The 14,896-nt window shown below is 68.9% G+C and carries 16 protein-coding genes; 7 read left to right on the top strand and 9 right to left on the bottom strand.

The annotated features are described in order from the left end of the window. Positions 1-50 precede the first annotated feature (50 nt). Positions 51-737 carry a hemerythrin domain-containing protein gene (locus OEZ60_RS13730; RefSeq protein WP_263337202.1) on the top strand — a complete coding sequence of 229 codons (687 nt, stop codon included), beginning with the start codon at positions 51-53 and terminating at the stop codon, positions 735-737. A 93-nt stretch (positions 738-830) separates the two neighbouring features. On the opposite strand, the gene OEZ60_RS13725 is transcribed toward OEZ60_RS13730, so the two are convergent. Next, complete coding sequence (locus tag OEZ60_RS13725) at positions 831-959, bottom strand: hypothetical protein (protein WP_263337200.1); 129 nt, start codon at positions 957-959, stop codon at positions 831-833. A 176-nt stretch (positions 960-1,135) separates the two neighbouring features. Between OEZ60_RS13725 and OEZ60_RS13720 the strand changes: the two genes are divergently transcribed. Beyond that, positions 1,136-1,864 (top strand): GNAT family N-acetyltransferase, encoded by a 729-nt coding sequence (locus OEZ60_RS13720; protein ID WP_263337198.1) that lies wholly within the window; start codon positions 1,136-1,138, stop codon positions 1,862-1,864. A 24-nt stretch (positions 1,865-1,888) separates the two neighbouring features. Here OEZ60_RS13720 and OEZ60_RS13715 read toward each other — a convergent pair whose 3' ends face one another. Further along, a complete protein-coding gene (locus tag OEZ60_RS13715; RefSeq protein ID WP_263337196.1) occupies positions 1,889-2,608 on the bottom strand; it encodes a response regulator in 720 nt (239 codons plus the stop codon). A 150-nt stretch (positions 2,609-2,758) separates the two neighbouring features. On the opposite strand from OEZ60_RS13715, the gene mce reads away from it, so the two are divergent. After that, positions 2,759-3,163 carry a methylmalonyl-CoA epimerase gene (mce, locus tag OEZ60_RS13710; RefSeq protein ID WP_263337194.1) on the top strand — a complete coding sequence of 135 codons (405 nt, stop codon included), beginning with the start codon at positions 2,759-2,761 and terminating at the stop codon, positions 3,161-3,163. After that, complete coding sequence (locus OEZ60_RS13705; RefSeq protein WP_263337191.1) at positions 3,163-3,450, top strand: DUF1467 family protein; 288 nt, start codon at positions 3,163-3,165, stop codon at positions 3,448-3,450. The genes mce and OEZ60_RS13705 overlap by 1 nt, the downstream gene beginning before the upstream one ends. A gap of 18 nt (positions 3,451-3,468) precedes the next feature. On the opposite strand, the gene OEZ60_RS13700 is transcribed toward OEZ60_RS13705, so the two are convergent. Next, positions 3,469-5,016 (bottom strand): winged helix-turn-helix domain-containing tetratricopeptide repeat protein, encoded by a 1,548-nt coding sequence (locus OEZ60_RS13700; protein ID WP_263337188.1) that lies wholly within the window; start codon positions 5,014-5,016, stop codon positions 3,469-3,471. A gap of 215 nt (positions 5,017-5,231) precedes the next feature. Here OEZ60_RS13700 and OEZ60_RS13695 point away from each other — a divergent pair, with 215 nt between their 5' ends. Next, positions 5,232-5,576: a hypothetical protein gene (locus OEZ60_RS13695; RefSeq protein WP_263337183.1), complete on the top strand. Its 345-nt coding sequence runs from the start codon at positions 5,232-5,234 to the stop codon at positions 5,574-5,576. A gap of 55 nt (positions 5,577-5,631) precedes the next feature. Here the strand turns inward: OEZ60_RS13695 and OEZ60_RS13690 are convergent, their stop codons facing one another. Together OEZ60_RS13690 and OEZ60_RS13685 are read right to left on the bottom strand one after the other, a co-directional pair. Next, the gene (locus OEZ60_RS13690) at positions 5,632-7,512 is read right to left on the bottom strand and encodes a monovalent cation:proton antiporter-2 (CPA2) family protein (protein ID WP_263337180.1); all 1,881 of its coding nucleotides are present in this window, start codon (positions 7,510-7,512) and stop codon (positions 5,632-5,634) included. 8 nt (positions 7,513-7,520) lie between these two features. Next, positions 7,521-7,976 carry an Lrp/AsnC family transcriptional regulator gene (locus tag OEZ60_RS13685; RefSeq protein WP_263337383.1) on the bottom strand — a complete coding sequence of 152 codons (456 nt, stop codon included), beginning with the start codon at positions 7,974-7,976 and terminating at the stop codon, positions 7,521-7,523. A gap of 136 nt (positions 7,977-8,112) precedes the next feature. Here OEZ60_RS13685 and hppD point away from each other — a divergent pair, with 136 nt between their 5' ends. Further along, positions 8,113-9,207 (top strand): 4-hydroxyphenylpyruvate dioxygenase, encoded by a 1,095-nt coding sequence (gene hppD / locus OEZ60_RS13680; protein ID WP_263337176.1) that lies wholly within the window; start codon positions 8,113-8,115, stop codon positions 9,205-9,207. Between the two features lie 58 nt (positions 9,208-9,265). Here the strand turns inward: hppD and OEZ60_RS13675 are convergent, their stop codons facing one another. Next, on the bottom strand, positions 9,266-12,181 hold the full coding sequence (locus OEZ60_RS13675; RefSeq protein ID WP_263337174.1) for a hypothetical protein: 2,916 nt from the start codon (positions 12,179-12,181) through the stop codon (positions 9,266-9,268). 159 nt (positions 12,182-12,340) lie between these two features. On the opposite strand from OEZ60_RS13675, the gene OEZ60_RS13670 reads away from it, so the two are divergent. Beyond that, the gene (locus OEZ60_RS13670; RefSeq protein WP_263337172.1) at positions 12,341-13,030 is read left to right on the top strand and encodes an SIMPL domain-containing protein; all 690 of its coding nucleotides are present in this window, start codon (positions 12,341-12,343) and stop codon (positions 13,028-13,030) included. 47 nt (positions 13,031-13,077) lie between these two features. Here the strand turns inward: OEZ60_RS13670 and OEZ60_RS13665 are convergent, their stop codons facing one another. The 3 genes from OEZ60_RS13665 to OEZ60_RS13655 all read right to left on the bottom strand — a co-directional run bounded on the left by OEZ60_RS13665 (position 13,078) and on the right by OEZ60_RS13655 (position 14,867). Further along, positions 13,078-14,364 carry an O-acetylhomoserine aminocarboxypropyltransferase/cysteine synthase family protein gene (locus OEZ60_RS13665; protein ID WP_317852837.1) on the bottom strand — a complete coding sequence of 429 codons (1,287 nt, stop codon included), beginning with the start codon at positions 14,362-14,364 and terminating at the stop codon, positions 13,078-13,080. A gap of 99 nt (positions 14,365-14,463) precedes the next feature. Further along, positions 14,464-14,613: a hypothetical protein gene (locus OEZ60_RS13660; RefSeq protein WP_263337168.1), complete on the bottom strand. Its 150-nt coding sequence runs from the start codon at positions 14,611-14,613 to the stop codon at positions 14,464-14,466. Between the two features lie 113 nt (positions 14,614-14,726). After that, positions 14,727-14,867, bottom strand: coding sequence for a hypothetical protein (locus OEZ60_RS13655; RefSeq protein ID WP_263337166.1), 141 nt, complete (start codon positions 14,865-14,867; stop codon positions 14,727-14,729). Positions 14,868-14,896 lie beyond the last annotated feature (29 nt).

Below are 14,896 nucleotides of genomic sequence, written 5' to 3'. Positions count from 1 at the left end.
CTTGCCATTGACCTCCGGCGCGTCCGGAAACTGCCAATGGAGAGAAAGACATGAACGCCGATACGGGATTTGAGACGGAAACGAAGACCGACCTCTACTATGCGGTCCACAAGGGCATAAGGCTTGCCAATGCGCGCATGCTGATTGCGCTCGGTCAGGCCGACGCGGCGGACGAGCCGGCGCTGCTGGAGACGCTCGGGCGGTTGTCGGCGCATCTCGACCTGAGCCTTGCGCACCTGACGCACGAGAACCAGAAGATCCACGCCGCCGTCGAGGCGCGGCTTCCCGGCGGCTCGGACCATGCCGGCGAGGACCACGACCACCATCTGGAAGCCTTCGCGGACTTGCGGCGGATGGCCGAGGAGGTGGCTCAGGCCGGTTCGGACCGGGCGGCGCGGCTGCGCCGGCTCTATCAGCGCTTCGCGCTCTTCGTGGCCGATGACCTCACGCATATGCACGAGGAGGAGACCGAGTTGATGCCGCTCATCGCCGCGAATTTCTCGGGCGCCGAGATCAAGGGGATCGAGCATTCCATCGTGTCAGCCATCGCGCCGGAGAAGATGGCGGCGTTCCTCAAGGTCATGCTCGGCGCCGCCTCGCCCTCCGAACGGGTCGGCATGGTCAGCGGGATGCGGCAGGCGATGCCGCAGGAGGCCTTCGACGGGCTTTTCGCTGCTGTGGTCGGACCCGACTGGCGGATGGGCGACTGGGCGGCGATGGAGCGCGCGCTGTGTTGAAGAGCGCCGGTTGACCTTCGGCTGCCCGATGACGAGAAAGCCGCGCCTGATAGGGCGCGGCTTTCCCGTGAGGGTGGATACAAAAGGAACGTGTCAGAACGCCGATGCGGCGCTGGCGGAAATCGAAATTGTCAACGAAAGGAGCCCGGTGCCGAACACCGTCGCATGAGCGGCGCGCGTGAGTTTTTCTTTGTTTGCGATCCGCAAGAACCGATCCTTCATGGCGGTGCATTCCCCTGGGCAGCAGGCTCTCCCACCCATCTTGGCGGCAAATGCGGCAGGAATGGGGAATCTGTGGGGCCGGGTTGTGGCCGTCGGATGTCCTGCAGGAGGCGGCGACGCCCGTTGCGCCCCGCGTTTCAGGACCTAGACTGCGGAGCGCAACGGCGGAGGAGCGGATGGCGGAACAGCGGAACCTGAGAGAGCCGGTGCCGGACTGGACGCCGCCGCGACGGCCGGATCGCGAGGTTCTGGAGGGGCGCTGGGTGCGGCTCGAGCGGCTCGACCCGGATCGCCACGCGGCGGCGCTTTTCGCCGCGAATCGAGCGGACGACCGGATCTGGGACTTTCTGCCCTACGGTCCCTTCGCCGAGGAGGCGGCCTATCGCGACTGGGCCGCCGGGATGGCGGGGCGCGAGGATCCCTGCTTCTACACGCTTCTCGACCGTGAGACGGGACGCGCGGGCGGCGTCGCGAGCTATCTCAGGATCGACCCGGCGGCGGGATCGATCGAGGTCGGGCACATCAACCTCGCCCCCGTTTTGCAGGGCAGCCGGGCGGCGACCGAGGCGATGTACCTGATGATGGGCTGGGCCTTCGACGCCGGCTATCGCCGCTACGAATGGAAATGCGACGCGCTGAACCGGCCGTCGCGGCGGGCGGCGGAGCGGCTGGGGCTGAGCTTCGAGGGCGTGTTCCGGCAGGCCACCGTGGTCAAGGGCCGCAACCGCGACACCGCGTGGTTCGCGGCGATCGACAAGGACTGGCCGGCGCTGAGGGCGGCCTTCGAGCACTGGCTCCGGCCGGAGAATTTCGACGCCGACGGCCGCCAGCGCGAAAGCCTCTCGGCGCTGACCCGGCCGCTTCTGGTCGCGGACGATCCCGATCGCGCGGGCGCGGTGGGTTGAGCGCGGCCACCGCCGGCGCGGGGCTCAGAACCGGGCGCTTGCCGTGAGCCGGTCGCGGACGAGGGTGCTGACGCGGTTCACCGGGGCACGGCTCCGCAATCCGGTGAGCCCGTCCCGCGCCAGCGCCTCGGCCGCGGCCTGCAGGGGCGCGTCACGGGCCGAGCGCGCGAGGCCGGAAAGGAACTGTGCGACATAGTCGAGCGTGGCGGCGTCGCTGGCCCGGCCCAGAAGCTCGGCGGCCCGCGCGAGGTCGTCGCGCAAGGCGAGCGGATCGGGGGCGATGCGGTCCTCCGGCCCCCGCGACGCCCGGGCGATGCCGGCACTGGCAGGCAACGCTGCGAGGACCGTCCGCTGGAAGGCCGCGAGGCTCTCGACCGGCTTGGCGAGGAACCCGTCCGCCCCGGCAGCGCGGGCCGCGCCCTCGGCGCCGCATTCGCCGCTGGTGCCGAGCAGCGCCGGAACCCGCGGGCACATCGCCGCAATGTCGCGGATGAGTTCCAGTCCCGAGCCGTCCGGCAGCCCGAGATCGACGATCGCCACCGTCGGCCGGTAGGCCTGCAGGTGGCGCCGGGCCGAGCGCAGGCAGTCTGCGCGCCGGAGCCGGGCGCCGGACCGCTGGCACATGAGCCGCATCGCCTCGCAGGCAAAGCGGCTGTCTTCAACCAGAAGCACGGTCAGCCCCTGAAGCGGGCGCCCGGCCGGGGCTCCGCTCGCGGCGATGAAATCGGACAGGTCGTCGGCCATCTGCACTTTCCTTTCCGCGCGGGCGCGAATCCCCTCGGAGTAAGGCAGCGATTGCCTAACGGACGGTAAAGCCCGCACCGAAGCTGGTGCTTGCGTGCCGCGCCGCAGCGCCGCATAAAGCACGGGACGCTCATCCCTGGAGGACAGCCCATGATCGGACGCCTGAACCATGTCGCCATCGCCGTGCCCGACCTCGAGGCGGCATCGGCGCAGTACCGAGACACGCTCGGCGCCAGGGTCGGCGCACCGCAGGACGAGCCCGATCACGGCGTGACCGTGGTCTTCATCGAGCTGCCGAACACCAAGATCGAGCTGCTCTACCCCCTCGGTGACAACTCCCCGATCGCCGGTTTCCTCGAGAAGAACCCCTCGGGCGGCATCCATCACATCTGCTACGAGGTCGAGGACATCCTCGCCGCCCGCGACCGGCTCAAGGCGCAGGGCGCGCGGGTGCTCGGCACGGGCGAGCCGAAGATCGGCGCCCATGGCAAGCCGGTGCTGTTCCTGCATCCGAAGGACTTCAACGGCTGCCTTGTCGAGCTGGAGCAGGTCTGATGAACCTCACCGGCGGCATCGTGCTGTTCGCCGTCATCTGGTTCATGGTGTTCTTCATCGCGCTCCAGATCCGGCCGAACAGCCAGGCCGATGCCGGCAGGGTCGTGCCCGGCACGCCGCCGGGCGCACCGGTTGAGGTGAACCTCAAGCGCAAGGCCCTCGTGACGACGCTGGTCGCTGCCGTGCTCTGGTCGGTGATCGCCTCGGTGATCCTGTCGGGGATGGTGACGCTGCGCGATCTCGACTGGTTCGGCCGCCTCGAGCCGAAGGAACAGCCCGCGGAGTAAGCGGGACCGCCCCGGCGCCTAGTCGCGCATGCCTGCAATGCGCATGTGCTCGAGCCAGCGGTCGAGACTACCCGGCGCGGTCCAGACATCCTGCCATTCGGCGCGCTGCTCGGCGATCGTCGGTTCGGCGGAATCGGCATAGAACACCCGGTAGGCGGCCTGCGCCTTCTCGTCCTCGCCGAGGCAGGCATGGATGCCCGCGAGCATCCGGTGCGCGCCCTTGAAGATCTTCCGCATCTTCCGCATGGCCGCGAGCGCGCCGTCGCAATCGCCCTTTTCCCAAAGCGCCCAGCCCATCTGCCAGTGGAACCAGTCCTTGTGGAACGGGTCGATGCCCTTCGCCCGCTCGATCCGCGCGATGGCCTCGTCGGTCCGACCCACATAGAGCAGCGCATCGGTGCTGCCGACGAGGACATCCGAGTCGCTGGGATTGAGCTCGATGGCCTTGTCGAAGCTGGCCGCCGCCTCGTCGTGCCGCATGAGCTCGCTCAGGATCCGGGCGCGGGCGTAGTGGGTCTCGGCGTTGTCGGGGGCAAGGTCGATGGCCCGTTCCGCGTGGCGCAGGCCGCGCTCCAGCGCCGCGTGCCGGTCCGCGCCGTTCCAGCCGAAGACGGCGTCGTGCCGCTCCGCCCAGGCGAGGCCAATATGGCCGTAGGGCGCATCGGGATCGACCCCGACGGCTCGCGTCGCCAGCCGCCGAAGGGTCGCGTTCGACTCCGCCGAGAAGTCGCTGCGCACCGTCTGGATGCCCTGGAGCAGGTAGTGCAACGCGCTGACCCCGGCCGGGTCGCGGCCCGGAACCGGGCGTTCGATCCGTTGCCCGACGCGGTCGGCGAGGGTTCGGATGATCTCGTCCTGCACGGTGAAGAGGTCGCCGATCTCGCGGTTGTAGCTGTTCGACCAGATGTGACGGCCGTTCGCCGCGTCGATCAGCTGCGCCGTGACCTTCAGCCGGTCGCCGTCCTTCTGCTGGCTCCCCTCCAGCACATAGTCGACGCCGAGTTCGTTGGCGATCCGGCGGATGTCGGCGGGGGCTTCGCGGTACCGGAAGCTCGAGTTGCGCGCGATCACGCCGTAGGTGTGGCTGCGGGCGAGTTCGGTGATGATGCCCTCGGCGATGGCGTCGCTCAGGAAGCCCCTGTCCGCGCCCGCGCTGAAATCGTCGAAGGCCAGCACCGCGATGGTCGGCGCGTCCCCGGCGACGGCGACTTTCGTGCTCGCCCGCCCGGTGACCTGCCACGCGATCACCGCGAGAAGGACCAGGGTCATGACCGCGACCGCGCGCCACGGCGGCGGCGGCAAGACGCGCGGGATGCGCAGGTCGGCGGCCGCCGCTGCGGCCGGTTCGGCGATCAGCCGGTAGCCTTTCTTCGGCAGCGTCTGCACCAGCCGGTGGTCGGAATCGTCTAGCGCGCGGCGGATGTCGGCGATGCATTGCACGAGGCTGTCGTCGGTGACGAAGGTGTCGGGCCAGACGGCCGCGATCAGCGCCTCCTTCGAGATGACCTCGCCGGGCTGGCCGGCCAGAAACGCCAGCACCTCGGCGCTCTGGCTGCGCAGAGGCACCGGCGCGCCGTCAACATCCTGTAATTCCTTTAACTTCAGACCAAATCTGAAGCTTCCGATGCGAACGGTTTCGTGCGATTTCGCCGGAATTTCATCGCGCGTTCGGGACATTTCGTCGCTCTCCCTGCCTTTCTAGCTTAGCGCATCGGCCGCCGCGGGCCAATGAAGCGGTAGCGGGAGGCGACGCGCGCAAGACGATGAAAGCGGAGGGAAAGATGAGACTGACAGCAGCAACGACCATCCTGATCGTCACGTCCGCCGTCGCCGCAGCCGCGGCGTCGCGCATCGATGAGCTGTGCGGACCGAACCACGAGAACGAGATCGCAGGTGCAGGCGATGTCCGCGAGAATCCCGCCGGCTTCTATGTCGAGAGCCTTGGCGTGCAGCTCGACCACGGCGATCTCAGGATCGTGCGGGCGGTGGGGAGCGAGTATCACCTCTGCACCCGCCCGGCGGCGACACCGGACATGAACGCGGGCCGCGCGCGTCTGCTGATGGAGGAGCGCGAGGTGAAGTATCTGTTCGTCCCGGCCTTCGCGGGCGAAGCCACGCACGGGTGACCCGGTGCCAACAAGGCGCGATGCCGTCGAAAGCCGGCGCGCGCCCTGCCTGCGCCTATTCGGCGGCGGTGTCGGTGCGGGTCTCGGTCTTTTCGCTGCGGGTCTGCGAATAGCGGGCGAGCAGCGCCGCCTCCAGTTCGCGGTTGAGCTGCTTGGCGCGGGCGATATAGGCCGCGTTCTTCTCGGTCGGCAGGTCCGGCTTCCAGAGGTCGGCGAGATCGCGCACCGCGGCGCGGTCGAGCTTGAAGAAGGTCTTCTCGAGCTCGCGCGCCTCGTAATCCGACAGGCCGGCGTTCTCCAGCACATAGCGTCCGACGCGGAGCGCGCCGTCGAAATACTCGCGCACGATGTCGTCGGCGCCGGCGCGGTAGAGCTCGAACACATGCTCGCGGTCGCGGGCGCGGGCGATGATGTGGATATCCTCGCGCAGGCGGCGGACATAGGCGACGAGCCGCGTCGCGGCGGCCCGGTCGTCGAGGCAGACGACCAGGACCCGTGCCTGTCCGATCCCGGCCGCGCGCAGAAGCTCGGGCCGGGTCGGGTCGCCGACATAGCCCTTGAAGCCAAACTGGCGCAGAAGCTGGATCACCTTGAGGTCATGGTCGAGCACCGTGGTGCGGAAGCCCGACATCGTCACCATCCGGTTCACCACCTGGCCGAAGCGGCCGACGCCGGCGATGATGATGGGTTGCTGTTCGTCGATCTCGTCGGCCTCATGCGCCGCGCCCTCGTCCTTCATCCGCTTCGCGATGACGTCGTGGAGGATGAAGAACAGCGGTGTAAGGAACATCGAGAGCGCGATCACCAGAAGCAGCGACTGCGCCAGCGAGTCAGGCAGGATGCGCTGCTTGACCGAGAAGGCGGTGAGCACGAAGCCGAATTCGCCGGCCTGGGCGAGGCCGAGCGTGAAGAGCCACTGGTTGCGGCTCTTGAGCTTGAAGAGCCGGCCGAGGACATAGAGCACCGCCCCCTTGGCGACCATCAGCGCGAGCGCGAGCCCGAGCAGCGTGATGGGCTGGCTGAAGAACAGGTCGAAGTCCATCCCGGCGCCGACGGTGATGAAGAAGAGGCCGAGCAGCAGGCCCTTGAACGGCGCGATGTCGGATTCGAGCTCGTGCTTGAACTCGGAGTTGGCGAGGACCACGCCCGCAAGGAAGGCGCCGAGCGCCGGCGAAAGGCCGACCAGCAGCATCAGCGTCGCGATCGAGACGACGATCATCAGCGCGAGCGCGGTATTGACCTCTCTCAGCCGGGCGCGGTGGACATAGGCGTAGAGCGGTCGGACGAGGTAATGCCCCGCAAGAACGGTGGCTGCGACCGCGCCGAGCGTGACGAGCGTCACGCCCCAGGGCGGCAGCTGCTGCAGGAAGTGCAGGGTGACATGGGTCTCGGCCGCCTGCGCCTTGGCGAGCGCGCGGGCGCCGGGCAGCGCCAGGAGCGGCAGGAAGGCGAGGATCGGGATCACCGCGATGTCCTGCATCAGCAGGACCGAAAAGGCGCTGCGCCCCCCCGCCGTCGGCATCAGCTGCTTTTCCGACAGCGTCTGAAGCACGATCGCGGTCGAGGAAAGCGACAGGATCACCCCGAGCGTCAACGCGATCCGCCACGAATAGCCGAGCGCCAGCACTCCGAGCGTGACGACAAGCGCGGTGACCACGATCTGCAGCCCGCCAAGCCCGACGAGTCGGTCGCGCATCGCCCAGAGCGCCCGCGGCTCCAGTTCGAGCCCGATCAGGAACAGCATCATCACCACGCCGAACTCGGCGAAATGCTGGAGATCCTTGGTGTCGGTTCCGGTCATGTTCAGAACCGGCCCGATGATGATCCCCGCGACGAGATAGCCAAGCACCGACCCGAGGCCCAGCCGCGAGGCGATCGGCACCGCGAGCACAACGGCGATCAGGTAGATCGAGGCGTGAAACAGAAAGGCTTCCATCTAATCTTTCAGGTCGGCAAAGGGGCGTCGGGTTTGAACTGGTCCATCACGATCTGGCTTTGCACGCGTGCGACCACGGGGTGGGCGAGCAGAACCTGGTGGATCAGTCTGTTCAGGCTCGCGAGGTCTTCGCAATAGACCCGGAGAAGATAATCCGCTTCCCCGGTCAAGGTCCACGCACTTGTGATCTCGGGCTGTGTCGCGACGAGCCGCGAGAAGGCCGCCGTGGTCTCCGCGCCGTGCCGCACCATCTGGACCTGGACGAAGGCCTGCACCGAGAGCCCGACCTTCAGGGGATCGAGTCGCGCCGCATAGCCCTGGATCAGCCCCTCGGCCTCGAGCCGCTGGCGGCGGCGTCCGGCCTGGCTCGGCGACAGGTTCAAGGCCTCGCCCAGTTCTTGCGAGGTCAGATGCGCGTCGCGTTGCAGCGCGGCAAGGAGCCGGGAATCGACCTCGTCGAGAATGATGCGGGATTCGTGCATGATTTTGGACTATCGCACGAAGTTCGCGCATTTACACGCGATAATGCGGCAAAACTCGCGCAAATTGCGCGTTTCCTGTGCGGTATTCTCAGGGTAACGCGCACAGGAGGCATGTCTCATGGGTCCCTTTCCCCATTCCGCCCCGAAATCGGTGATTTCGGACCAGAACCCCGCCGGCACCGACGGGTTTGAATTCGTCGAGTTCGCCCACCCCGAACCGGAGGAGCTGCGGCAGCTTTTCGCCCGCATGGGCTATGAACTGGTGGCCCGGCACCGGGCGAAGGATATCGAGCTCTGGCAGCAGGGCGACATCACCTACATCCTGAACGCCGAGCCGGGCAGCTTCGCCGCGCGCTTCGTGGAGGAACACGGACCCTGCGCGCCCGCGATGGGCTGGCGCGTCGTCGATGCGCAGAACGCCTTCGACCACGCCGTGGCGAAAGGCGCCGAGCCCTACGAAGGCGACGACAAGACGATGGACGTGCCGGCGATCAAGGGCATCGGCGGCTCGCTCATCTACTTCATCGACAAGTACTACGAGACCTCGCCCTACAACGAGGAGTTCGACTGGCTGCAGAAGTCGAAGCCCGAAGGCGTCGGCTTCTACTATCTCGACCACCTCACCCACAACGTCCACCGCGGCAACATGGACAAGTGGTTCAAGTTCTACGGCGATCTCTTCAACTTCCGCGAGATCCGCTTCTTCGACATCCAGGGCAAGTTCACCGGGCTCTACTCGCGGGCGCTGACCTCGCCCTGCGGCCGCATCCGCATCCCGATCAACGAGGACCGGAGCGACAAGGGCCAGATCGTCGAATACCTGCGCCGCTACAAGGGCGAGGGCATCCAGCACATCGCGGTCGGCACCGAGGATATCTACGGCGCGACCGACGCGATTCACGCGCGCGGCCTGCGCTTCATGCCGAAGCCGCCGATGTCCTACTACGAGATGAGCCGCGATCGCGTGACCGACCACGAGGAGCCGCTCGACCGGATGGAGAAGCACGGCATCCTGATCGACGGCGAGGGCGTGGTCGATGGCGGCGAGACGCGGATCCTGTTGCAGATCTTCTCGAAGACGGTGATCGGACCGATCTTCTTCGAATTCATCCAGCGCAAGGGCGACGACGGCTTCGGCGAGGGCAACTTCAAGGCGCTCTTCGAATCGATCGAGGCCGACCAGATCGCGCGCGGGGTGTTGAAGGCCGGGTAAACCGGCAGTCCCGCAGGGGGGAGGGGGGGCGCGGCCGCGAGGTTCGCGCCCTTTTCCGTCAGCCGCCCTTGAGGATCTTCAGGACGTGGGTCTTGCCCTTCTTGACATAGGCCAGCTCGCTGTCGCCGATCGCCGCGACCTGGCCGCCGTCGAGCCGGTCACCGACCTTGACCTTGATGTAGCGCCCGTTCGGCATCCGGACCAGCGCGCGGCGACTGGCCGAGGAGCCGTAGACCCCGATCAGGTTCATGTCTTTCAGGTTGATGGCGTTCTTCACCGTGGCCTGACGGGCGACCGTCACCGATGTCGGCATGTTCGGCACTGCCTCGACCGGCTCGGGCTCGTCGATTTCCTCGGTGCTCGCGGTGGCGGCGGGTTCGGGCGCGGCCGGCGCAGGCGCGGCTACGGGTTCGGGGGCCGCAACCAGCTCGGGCGCGGGCGGCGGGGCGGTGGCGACGCTCTCGGCGACGGCGCTGGCGATCGCGGCATCGACCGCCTTGGCGAAGCCCGAGGGCTTTTCGGCCGGGCGTTGCGACGAGGCGACCGCGAGGCGGCTCGCGCTCGCCAGAGCCTTGGCTTCCGCCTGGGCCGCAGCCTCGGTCTCCGCCGCGCGAGCGATCACCGCCTCGGGAACGGCGCGCGGCTTGCGCGCGGCATGGGCCGGGTCGACGGGCGCGGGCAACGGCGCGTCGATCGCGCCCGTTGCCGCCTCCGCTTCCGGAGCGGCGGCCGCGGCGTCGGCGTCGCGCGCGGCGAAGGCGGCGGCGACCGCTTCGGGCCGGGACGCCGGGGTTTGCGGCGGCTTGCCGGCGACGAGCGTGAAGCCGCCGGGCGTCACCACACCGTCCTCGGTGGGCCGGATCGAGCCGTCGGGCATGAGGTCGTACTCGGTCCCGAAGGGCGGCGGCAGCGGCTGCAATGCCGGGGCGGTGTCGGCGGTGGTGGTGTCGGGGGCGGCCAGCGGGGTCGCCGGCGCGACGTCCGGGCCGGGTGCTGTCTCGGCGATCGCCGGTGCGCCTGGCGCGTCGGCGGCAGGTTCCGGAACCGCTTTCGGTTCCGCCGTGCCGTCGGCTACGGGAAAGGGGGCCGCGATCCCGGCCGGCTCGGTGGTTTCCGCCGGGTCTTCGGTCGGGGCGGTCGCGGCAAGTTCCGGCGCCAGGTCAGCTTCGGCGGTTCCAGCGTCGAGCGAAGGCGTCGGCGCGTCCGCCTCGGCCGGAACCTGCGGCGGGGGCACTTCCGCAAGGCCCGCGGTCTCCGTCGTGGTGGCGGGGGCGGGCGCGGCGCCCAGGGTCTCACCGCCGGAGCCGAACCACAGCGACCAGAGCGCGATCGCGGTGATCAGGATCAGCGCGGCGGCGGCGAGGATAATGCCGATCCGAAGCCGGGCTGTCGACGGTGCACGATCCCCGCTCCAGACACCGAAGGCGCGCCCTTCGTCCGCTGCGGCGCCGGGCGCGGGTTTCGCCGGACCCAGCGCATTCCGGGCGCGGCGAGCGGCGGGCGCGGCCGTTGCGGCGGGGGCGCTGCCGCTCCGCGCTGCATGGTTTTGCGGAACCGCGAGCCCCGGCGCGGTCACGCCATGCCCGTCGGCCGCCGCTTCGGAGCGCCGCGCGATAAGGCGGGGATCGGGATCGGAGGCCTCGGCGAGATGGAACCGGATACGCGACAGCTGCGCAGCGGGGCCGGCCGGAGCGGCGTCAGCACCCTCGAGGTCGGGCAGGTCCTCGACGGCGATGAAGGGCGCCTCGGCGGCATCGGGCTCAGGGCCGAGCGACGCGGCGAAGTCGCCCGGCAGATCCTCCTCGGGTTTGGCGGCACGGTCCGCGGCGGCCTCCGGCAGATCGCCGTCGTCGGGAAGGGCGCCGGCGGTGATGTTCGGGGCGGCCACGGCGAGGGCCACTTCCTCCTCCTCGCCACCCGCGTCGTCGATGATTTCGGCGGCGAGAACGCCCGCGTCCTCCACCTCGTCCTGTGCGTCCGCGGCGGGCGCCTCCGCCTCGGTCTCGTCGCGGTCCGCGTCATCGGCCGCGAGGACGTCTTCGACCTCAACCTCGTCCGGCGCATCGTCGGCGGGCGTGTCAGGTTCGGTCCCGTCGTGGTCGGCGTCGGCGGCAAGGACGTCTTCGTCCTCAGCCTCGTCCGACGCGTCGTTGGCGGTCGCCTCCGTCTCGGTCTCGTCAGGGTCCGCCTCATCGGCGGCGAGGACGTCTTCCGCCTCCACCGCGTCCGACGCGTCGTCGGCGGGCGCCTCCTCTTCCGTCTCGGCGCGGTCCGCGTCACCAGCGGCATCGGCCGCGCCCTTCTCCGCGTCCGCTTCGGCGGGCGGCTCTCCGGCCTCCGCGTCATCGAGGACCTCGTCGCCCTCGGGTCCCGGCGCGTCGGACTTTCCGGCTTCGGCTTCTTGAGCGGGTTCCGCTGTGATCTCGGGAAGCGGGATGATCCGCACCGGCTTGCCGTCGCGCGCGGGCCGGTCGCCATCGGGCAGCAGCTCGGCGGCGGCGCGGGTCGTGCCGAAGAACGGCTCGCCCGCGAACTGGCCAGGTTCGGGGACCGTCACGAAGGAGACCGGGTTGAACCCGTGCGTCGCGGCAAAATCCTCGGCTTCGTCGAGCGTCAGCCGCGCCACCACGGCGACCTGAACTTCGGGGCCGTCGCCGGACCAGTCGAACACGAGTTCCGCGACCGGGTAGGGCGTTCGGCCCTCTAGCGCGGCGGCGATCCGCTCCCGGCAGTTCGCCGTATCGGAGCCCTGGGTCTCCACCTCGGTGTAGAGGATCTGGGAAGCCGGCAGGATGAGCTTGGTCGTGAACCCCTCCGGCGCCATCGCCTCGGCCTGCGCGCGCAGGTCCGCGAGCGTCCGCTCAAGATCGGGATCGTCGAACCCGGCACGGCCGAGTTCGGACCAGCCGTCCGGCACACGGCCGAGAAGGCTGACGCTGTCGTGACCGAGGTTGAGCGCGAAACGTGGATTCATTACGGGGCAGGTAGCATGTTCGCGGTCTTCACCAAAGCCGCCAGTGGGTTGGTCCCCCTCCTAAAGCAGATTTTCGCGCATGGAAAGGCGAACCGCCAAGGATCGACTTGCGAGCGGCGTCAAAGCTCCGATGATCGAACGCACCACATGGAGGGTTTTATGCGTTTTCTCAGTGTTTTCGTCACCGTTCTCGCGCTGGCACTGCCGGCGGCGGCGGACGAGGTCACGCCGGCCACGATCTCGGTGACCGGCGAGGGCCGGGTCGAGGCGGCGCCGGACATGGCGACGGTCTCGCTCGGCGTCACCAGCGAGGCGGCGACGGCGGCCGAGGCGATGGCGGCCAATTCCGAAGCCGTCGCGGCGGTGATCGGCAAGCTGCGGGGGGCGGGAACCGAAGACCGCGACCTGCAGACCACCGGCCTCTCGCTCGGGCCGCGCTACGATTACGACGGTTCCGGCGGGGCGCCGAAGCTCGCGGGCTATGTCGCCTCGAACATGGTGACGGTGCGGGTCCGGGCGCTCGACACGCTCGGCGGCGTGCTCGACGCGGTGGTGTCGGAAGGCGCCAACACGCTCAACGGGCTGAGCTTCGGGTTGCAGGACGATCAGGCGGCGCTCGACGAGGCGCGGCGGCTTGCGGTGGCGGACGCGGCCCGCAAGGCGGCGCTTTATGCCGAGGCGGCCGGCGTGAAGCTCGGCCGGGTGGTGCGGATCGGCGAACAGGGCGGCCAGATGCCGCCGATGCCGATGGGGGCCGAGGCCTTCGCGAAATCCGCCGACGTGCCGGTCGCGCCGGGCGAATTGAACCTGTCGAGCTCGGTTCTCGTCGTCTACGAGATCGACGACTGAAAATAACGGCCGGCGCCCGGGTGCGGGCGCCGGCCGCGAAGTCCTGATCAGGCTGTGGCCTTTGCCAGCGCCTGGTCGAGATCGGCGATGATGTCGTCGGCATCCTCGATCCCGATCGACACCCGGACCACGTTCGGCGCCGCGCCCGCAGCCTTCTGCTGCTCGGGCGAGAGCTGGCGGTGGGTGGTCGAGGCCGAGTGGATGATCAGCGAGCGCGTGTCGCCGAGGTTGGCGACATGGGAGAAGAGATCGAGCGAATTGACGAGCTTCACGCAGGCCTCGTAGCCGCCCTTCACCGCGAAGGTGAAGAGTGCCCCCGCGCCCTTCGGATAAAGCGTCTGGGCGCGCTCGTAATAGGGCGAGGAGGGCAGGCCGGCATAGGTGACGTAGTCGACGCGCGGGTCGTTCTCGAGCCACTCGGCGACCTTCTTCGCGTTGGCCACGTGGCGCTCCATCCGCAAGCTGAGCGTTTCGATGCCGAGAAGCGTGTAATGCGCGCCTTGCGGGTTCATCGTCATGCCGAGGTCGCGCAGGCCGATGGCGATCGAGTGGAAGGTGTAAGCGAGGGGCCCGAAGGTCTCGTGGAACTTCAGCCCGTGATAGGCGGGCTCGGGTTCGGAGAGCGAGGGGAACTTGCCCGATTTCGACCAGTCGAACTTGCCTGAATCGACGATCGCGCCGCCGGTGACGGTGCCGTTGCCGGTGAGGTACTTGGTGGTCGAGTGGACGACGAGCGTCGCGCCCATTTCGATCGGCCGGCAAAGCCAGGGCGTGGCCGAGGTGTTGTCGACGATCAAGGGCACCCCGACCTTGTCGGCGACTGCGGCGAGGGCAGGGATGTCGGTGACATAGCCGCCGGGATTGGCGATCGATTCACAGAAGATCGCGCGGGTCTTGTCGTCGACGGCGGCCTCGACCGCGGCAAGGTCGTCGGTGTCGACGAAAGTTGCCGACCAGCCGAACCGCTTGATGGTCTGGGAGAACTGGGTGACGGTGCCGCCGTAGAGCCGCGTCGAGACGACGATGTTGCAGCCCGGCCCCATCAGCGGGAAGAGCGCCATGATCTGCGCCGCGTGGCCTGACGAGCAGCAGACCGCGCCCTGGCCGCCCTCAAGCGTGGCGATGCGCTCGGCCAGCGCGGCGACGGTCGGGTTGGTCAGCCGCGAATAGATGTAGCCCACTTCCTGCAGGTTGAAGAGCGCGGCGGCGTGGTCGCTGTCGCGAAAGACATAGGCGGTGGTCTGGTAGATCGGCACCTGACGCGCGCCGGTGGCGGGGTCGGGGCGGGCGCCGGCATGGATCTGCAGCGTGTCGAAACCGTAGGACTTGGCCATCATCGTCTCCGTGACTTGGGTTCGGCGGCGACGTTAGGGCAAGGCCGCGCGGCGCACAACCGGCCCGTTGTCGGCCGGCGCCGCGCCGGGCGGGCGGCGTTAGCGGTCCGATCCGGCGCCATGCGCCTTGGCGATGCCGACGTGAGGAGCGGCGTAGCCGGCCGTCCCGCTGGTGACGGCGTTCGGCGTGCAGCCGGCAAGGAGTAGGGCCAGGATCGCGGTGGTCGTCAGCAATGACATGGGGTTCATAGTGTACCTCCGGTGGTAGTGGCGGCGTTTCCGGCAGGGCCGACGGGGAGTGAACTCGATTGCCGGAAACTCGGGAGCCGGGCAGCCGGACGCGAGCGCGCCCGGCCGCCGACCTAGCGGGGGCGGTCGTCCCGATGGCGATCGGAGTGGCCCTCGACTGCCGCGTTGCCGGCGCCGAAGGGCTGATGCGGCACGCACGCCGCCAGCAGGCTGGCCGTGAGTGTGGCAATGGCAAGGCTGGCGAGGATGCGCATCGGCTGCTCCCGGTCTCGGGGGGTCGTCC

It is taken from the genome of Albidovulum salinarum (genome assembly GCF_025673475.1).
GTDB lineage: Bacteria > Pseudomonadota > Alphaproteobacteria > Rhodobacterales > Rhodobacteraceae > Albidovulum > Albidovulum salinarum.
The sequence above is the reverse complement of the archived record's forward strand: the minus strand, read 5'-3'. Positions and strand labels throughout refer to the sequence as shown.

Bases quoted from the DNA above. Each gene is read 5' to 3' on its own strand.
- OEZ60_RS13730 (WP_263337202.1), top strand. From the start codon at position 51: ATGAACGCCGATACGGGATTTGAGACGGAAACGAAGACCGACCTCTAC.
- OEZ60_RS13725 (WP_263337200.1), bottom strand. From the start codon at position 959: ATGAAGGATCGGTTCTTGCGGATCGCAAACAAAGAAAAACTCACGCGC.
- OEZ60_RS13720 (WP_263337198.1), top strand. From the start codon at position 1,136: ATGGCGGAACAGCGGAACCTGAGAGAGCCGGTGCCGGACTGGACGCCG.
- OEZ60_RS13715 (WP_263337196.1), bottom strand. From the start codon at position 2,608: ATGGCCGACGACCTGTCCGATTTCATCGCCGCGAGCGGAGCCCCGGCC.
- mce (WP_263337194.1), top strand. From the start codon at position 2,759: ATGATCGGACGCCTGAACCATGTCGCCATCGCCGTGCCCGACCTCGAG.
- OEZ60_RS13705 (WP_263337191.1), top strand. From the start codon at position 3,163: ATGAACCTCACCGGCGGCATCGTGCTGTTCGCCGTCATCTGGTTCATG.
- OEZ60_RS13695 (WP_263337183.1), top strand. From the start codon at position 5,232: ATGAGACTGACAGCAGCAACGACCATCCTGATCGTCACGTCCGCCGTC.
- OEZ60_RS13690 (WP_263337180.1), bottom strand. From the start codon at position 7,512: ATGGAAGCCTTTCTGTTTCACGCCTCGATCTACCTGATCGCCGTTGTG.
- hppD (WP_263337176.1), top strand. From the start codon at position 8,113: ATGGGTCCCTTTCCCCATTCCGCCCCGAAATCGGTGATTTCGGACCAG.
- OEZ60_RS13675 (WP_263337174.1), bottom strand. From the start codon at position 12,181: ATGAATCCACGTTTCGCGCTCAACCTCGGTCACGACAGCGTCAGCCTT.
- OEZ60_RS13670 (WP_263337172.1), top strand. From the start codon at position 12,341: ATGCGTTTTCTCAGTGTTTTCGTCACCGTTCTCGCGCTGGCACTGCCG.
- OEZ60_RS13665 (WP_317852837.1), bottom strand. From the start codon at position 14,364: ATGGCCAAGTCCTACGGTTTCGACACGCTGCAGATCCATGCCGGCGCC.
- OEZ60_RS13660 (WP_263337168.1), bottom strand. From the start codon at position 14,613: ATGAACCCCATGTCATTGCTGACGACCACCGCGATCCTGGCCCTACTC.
- OEZ60_RS13655 (WP_263337166.1), bottom strand. From the start codon at position 14,867: ATGCGCATCCTCGCCAGCCTTGCCATTGCCACACTCACGGCCAGCCTG.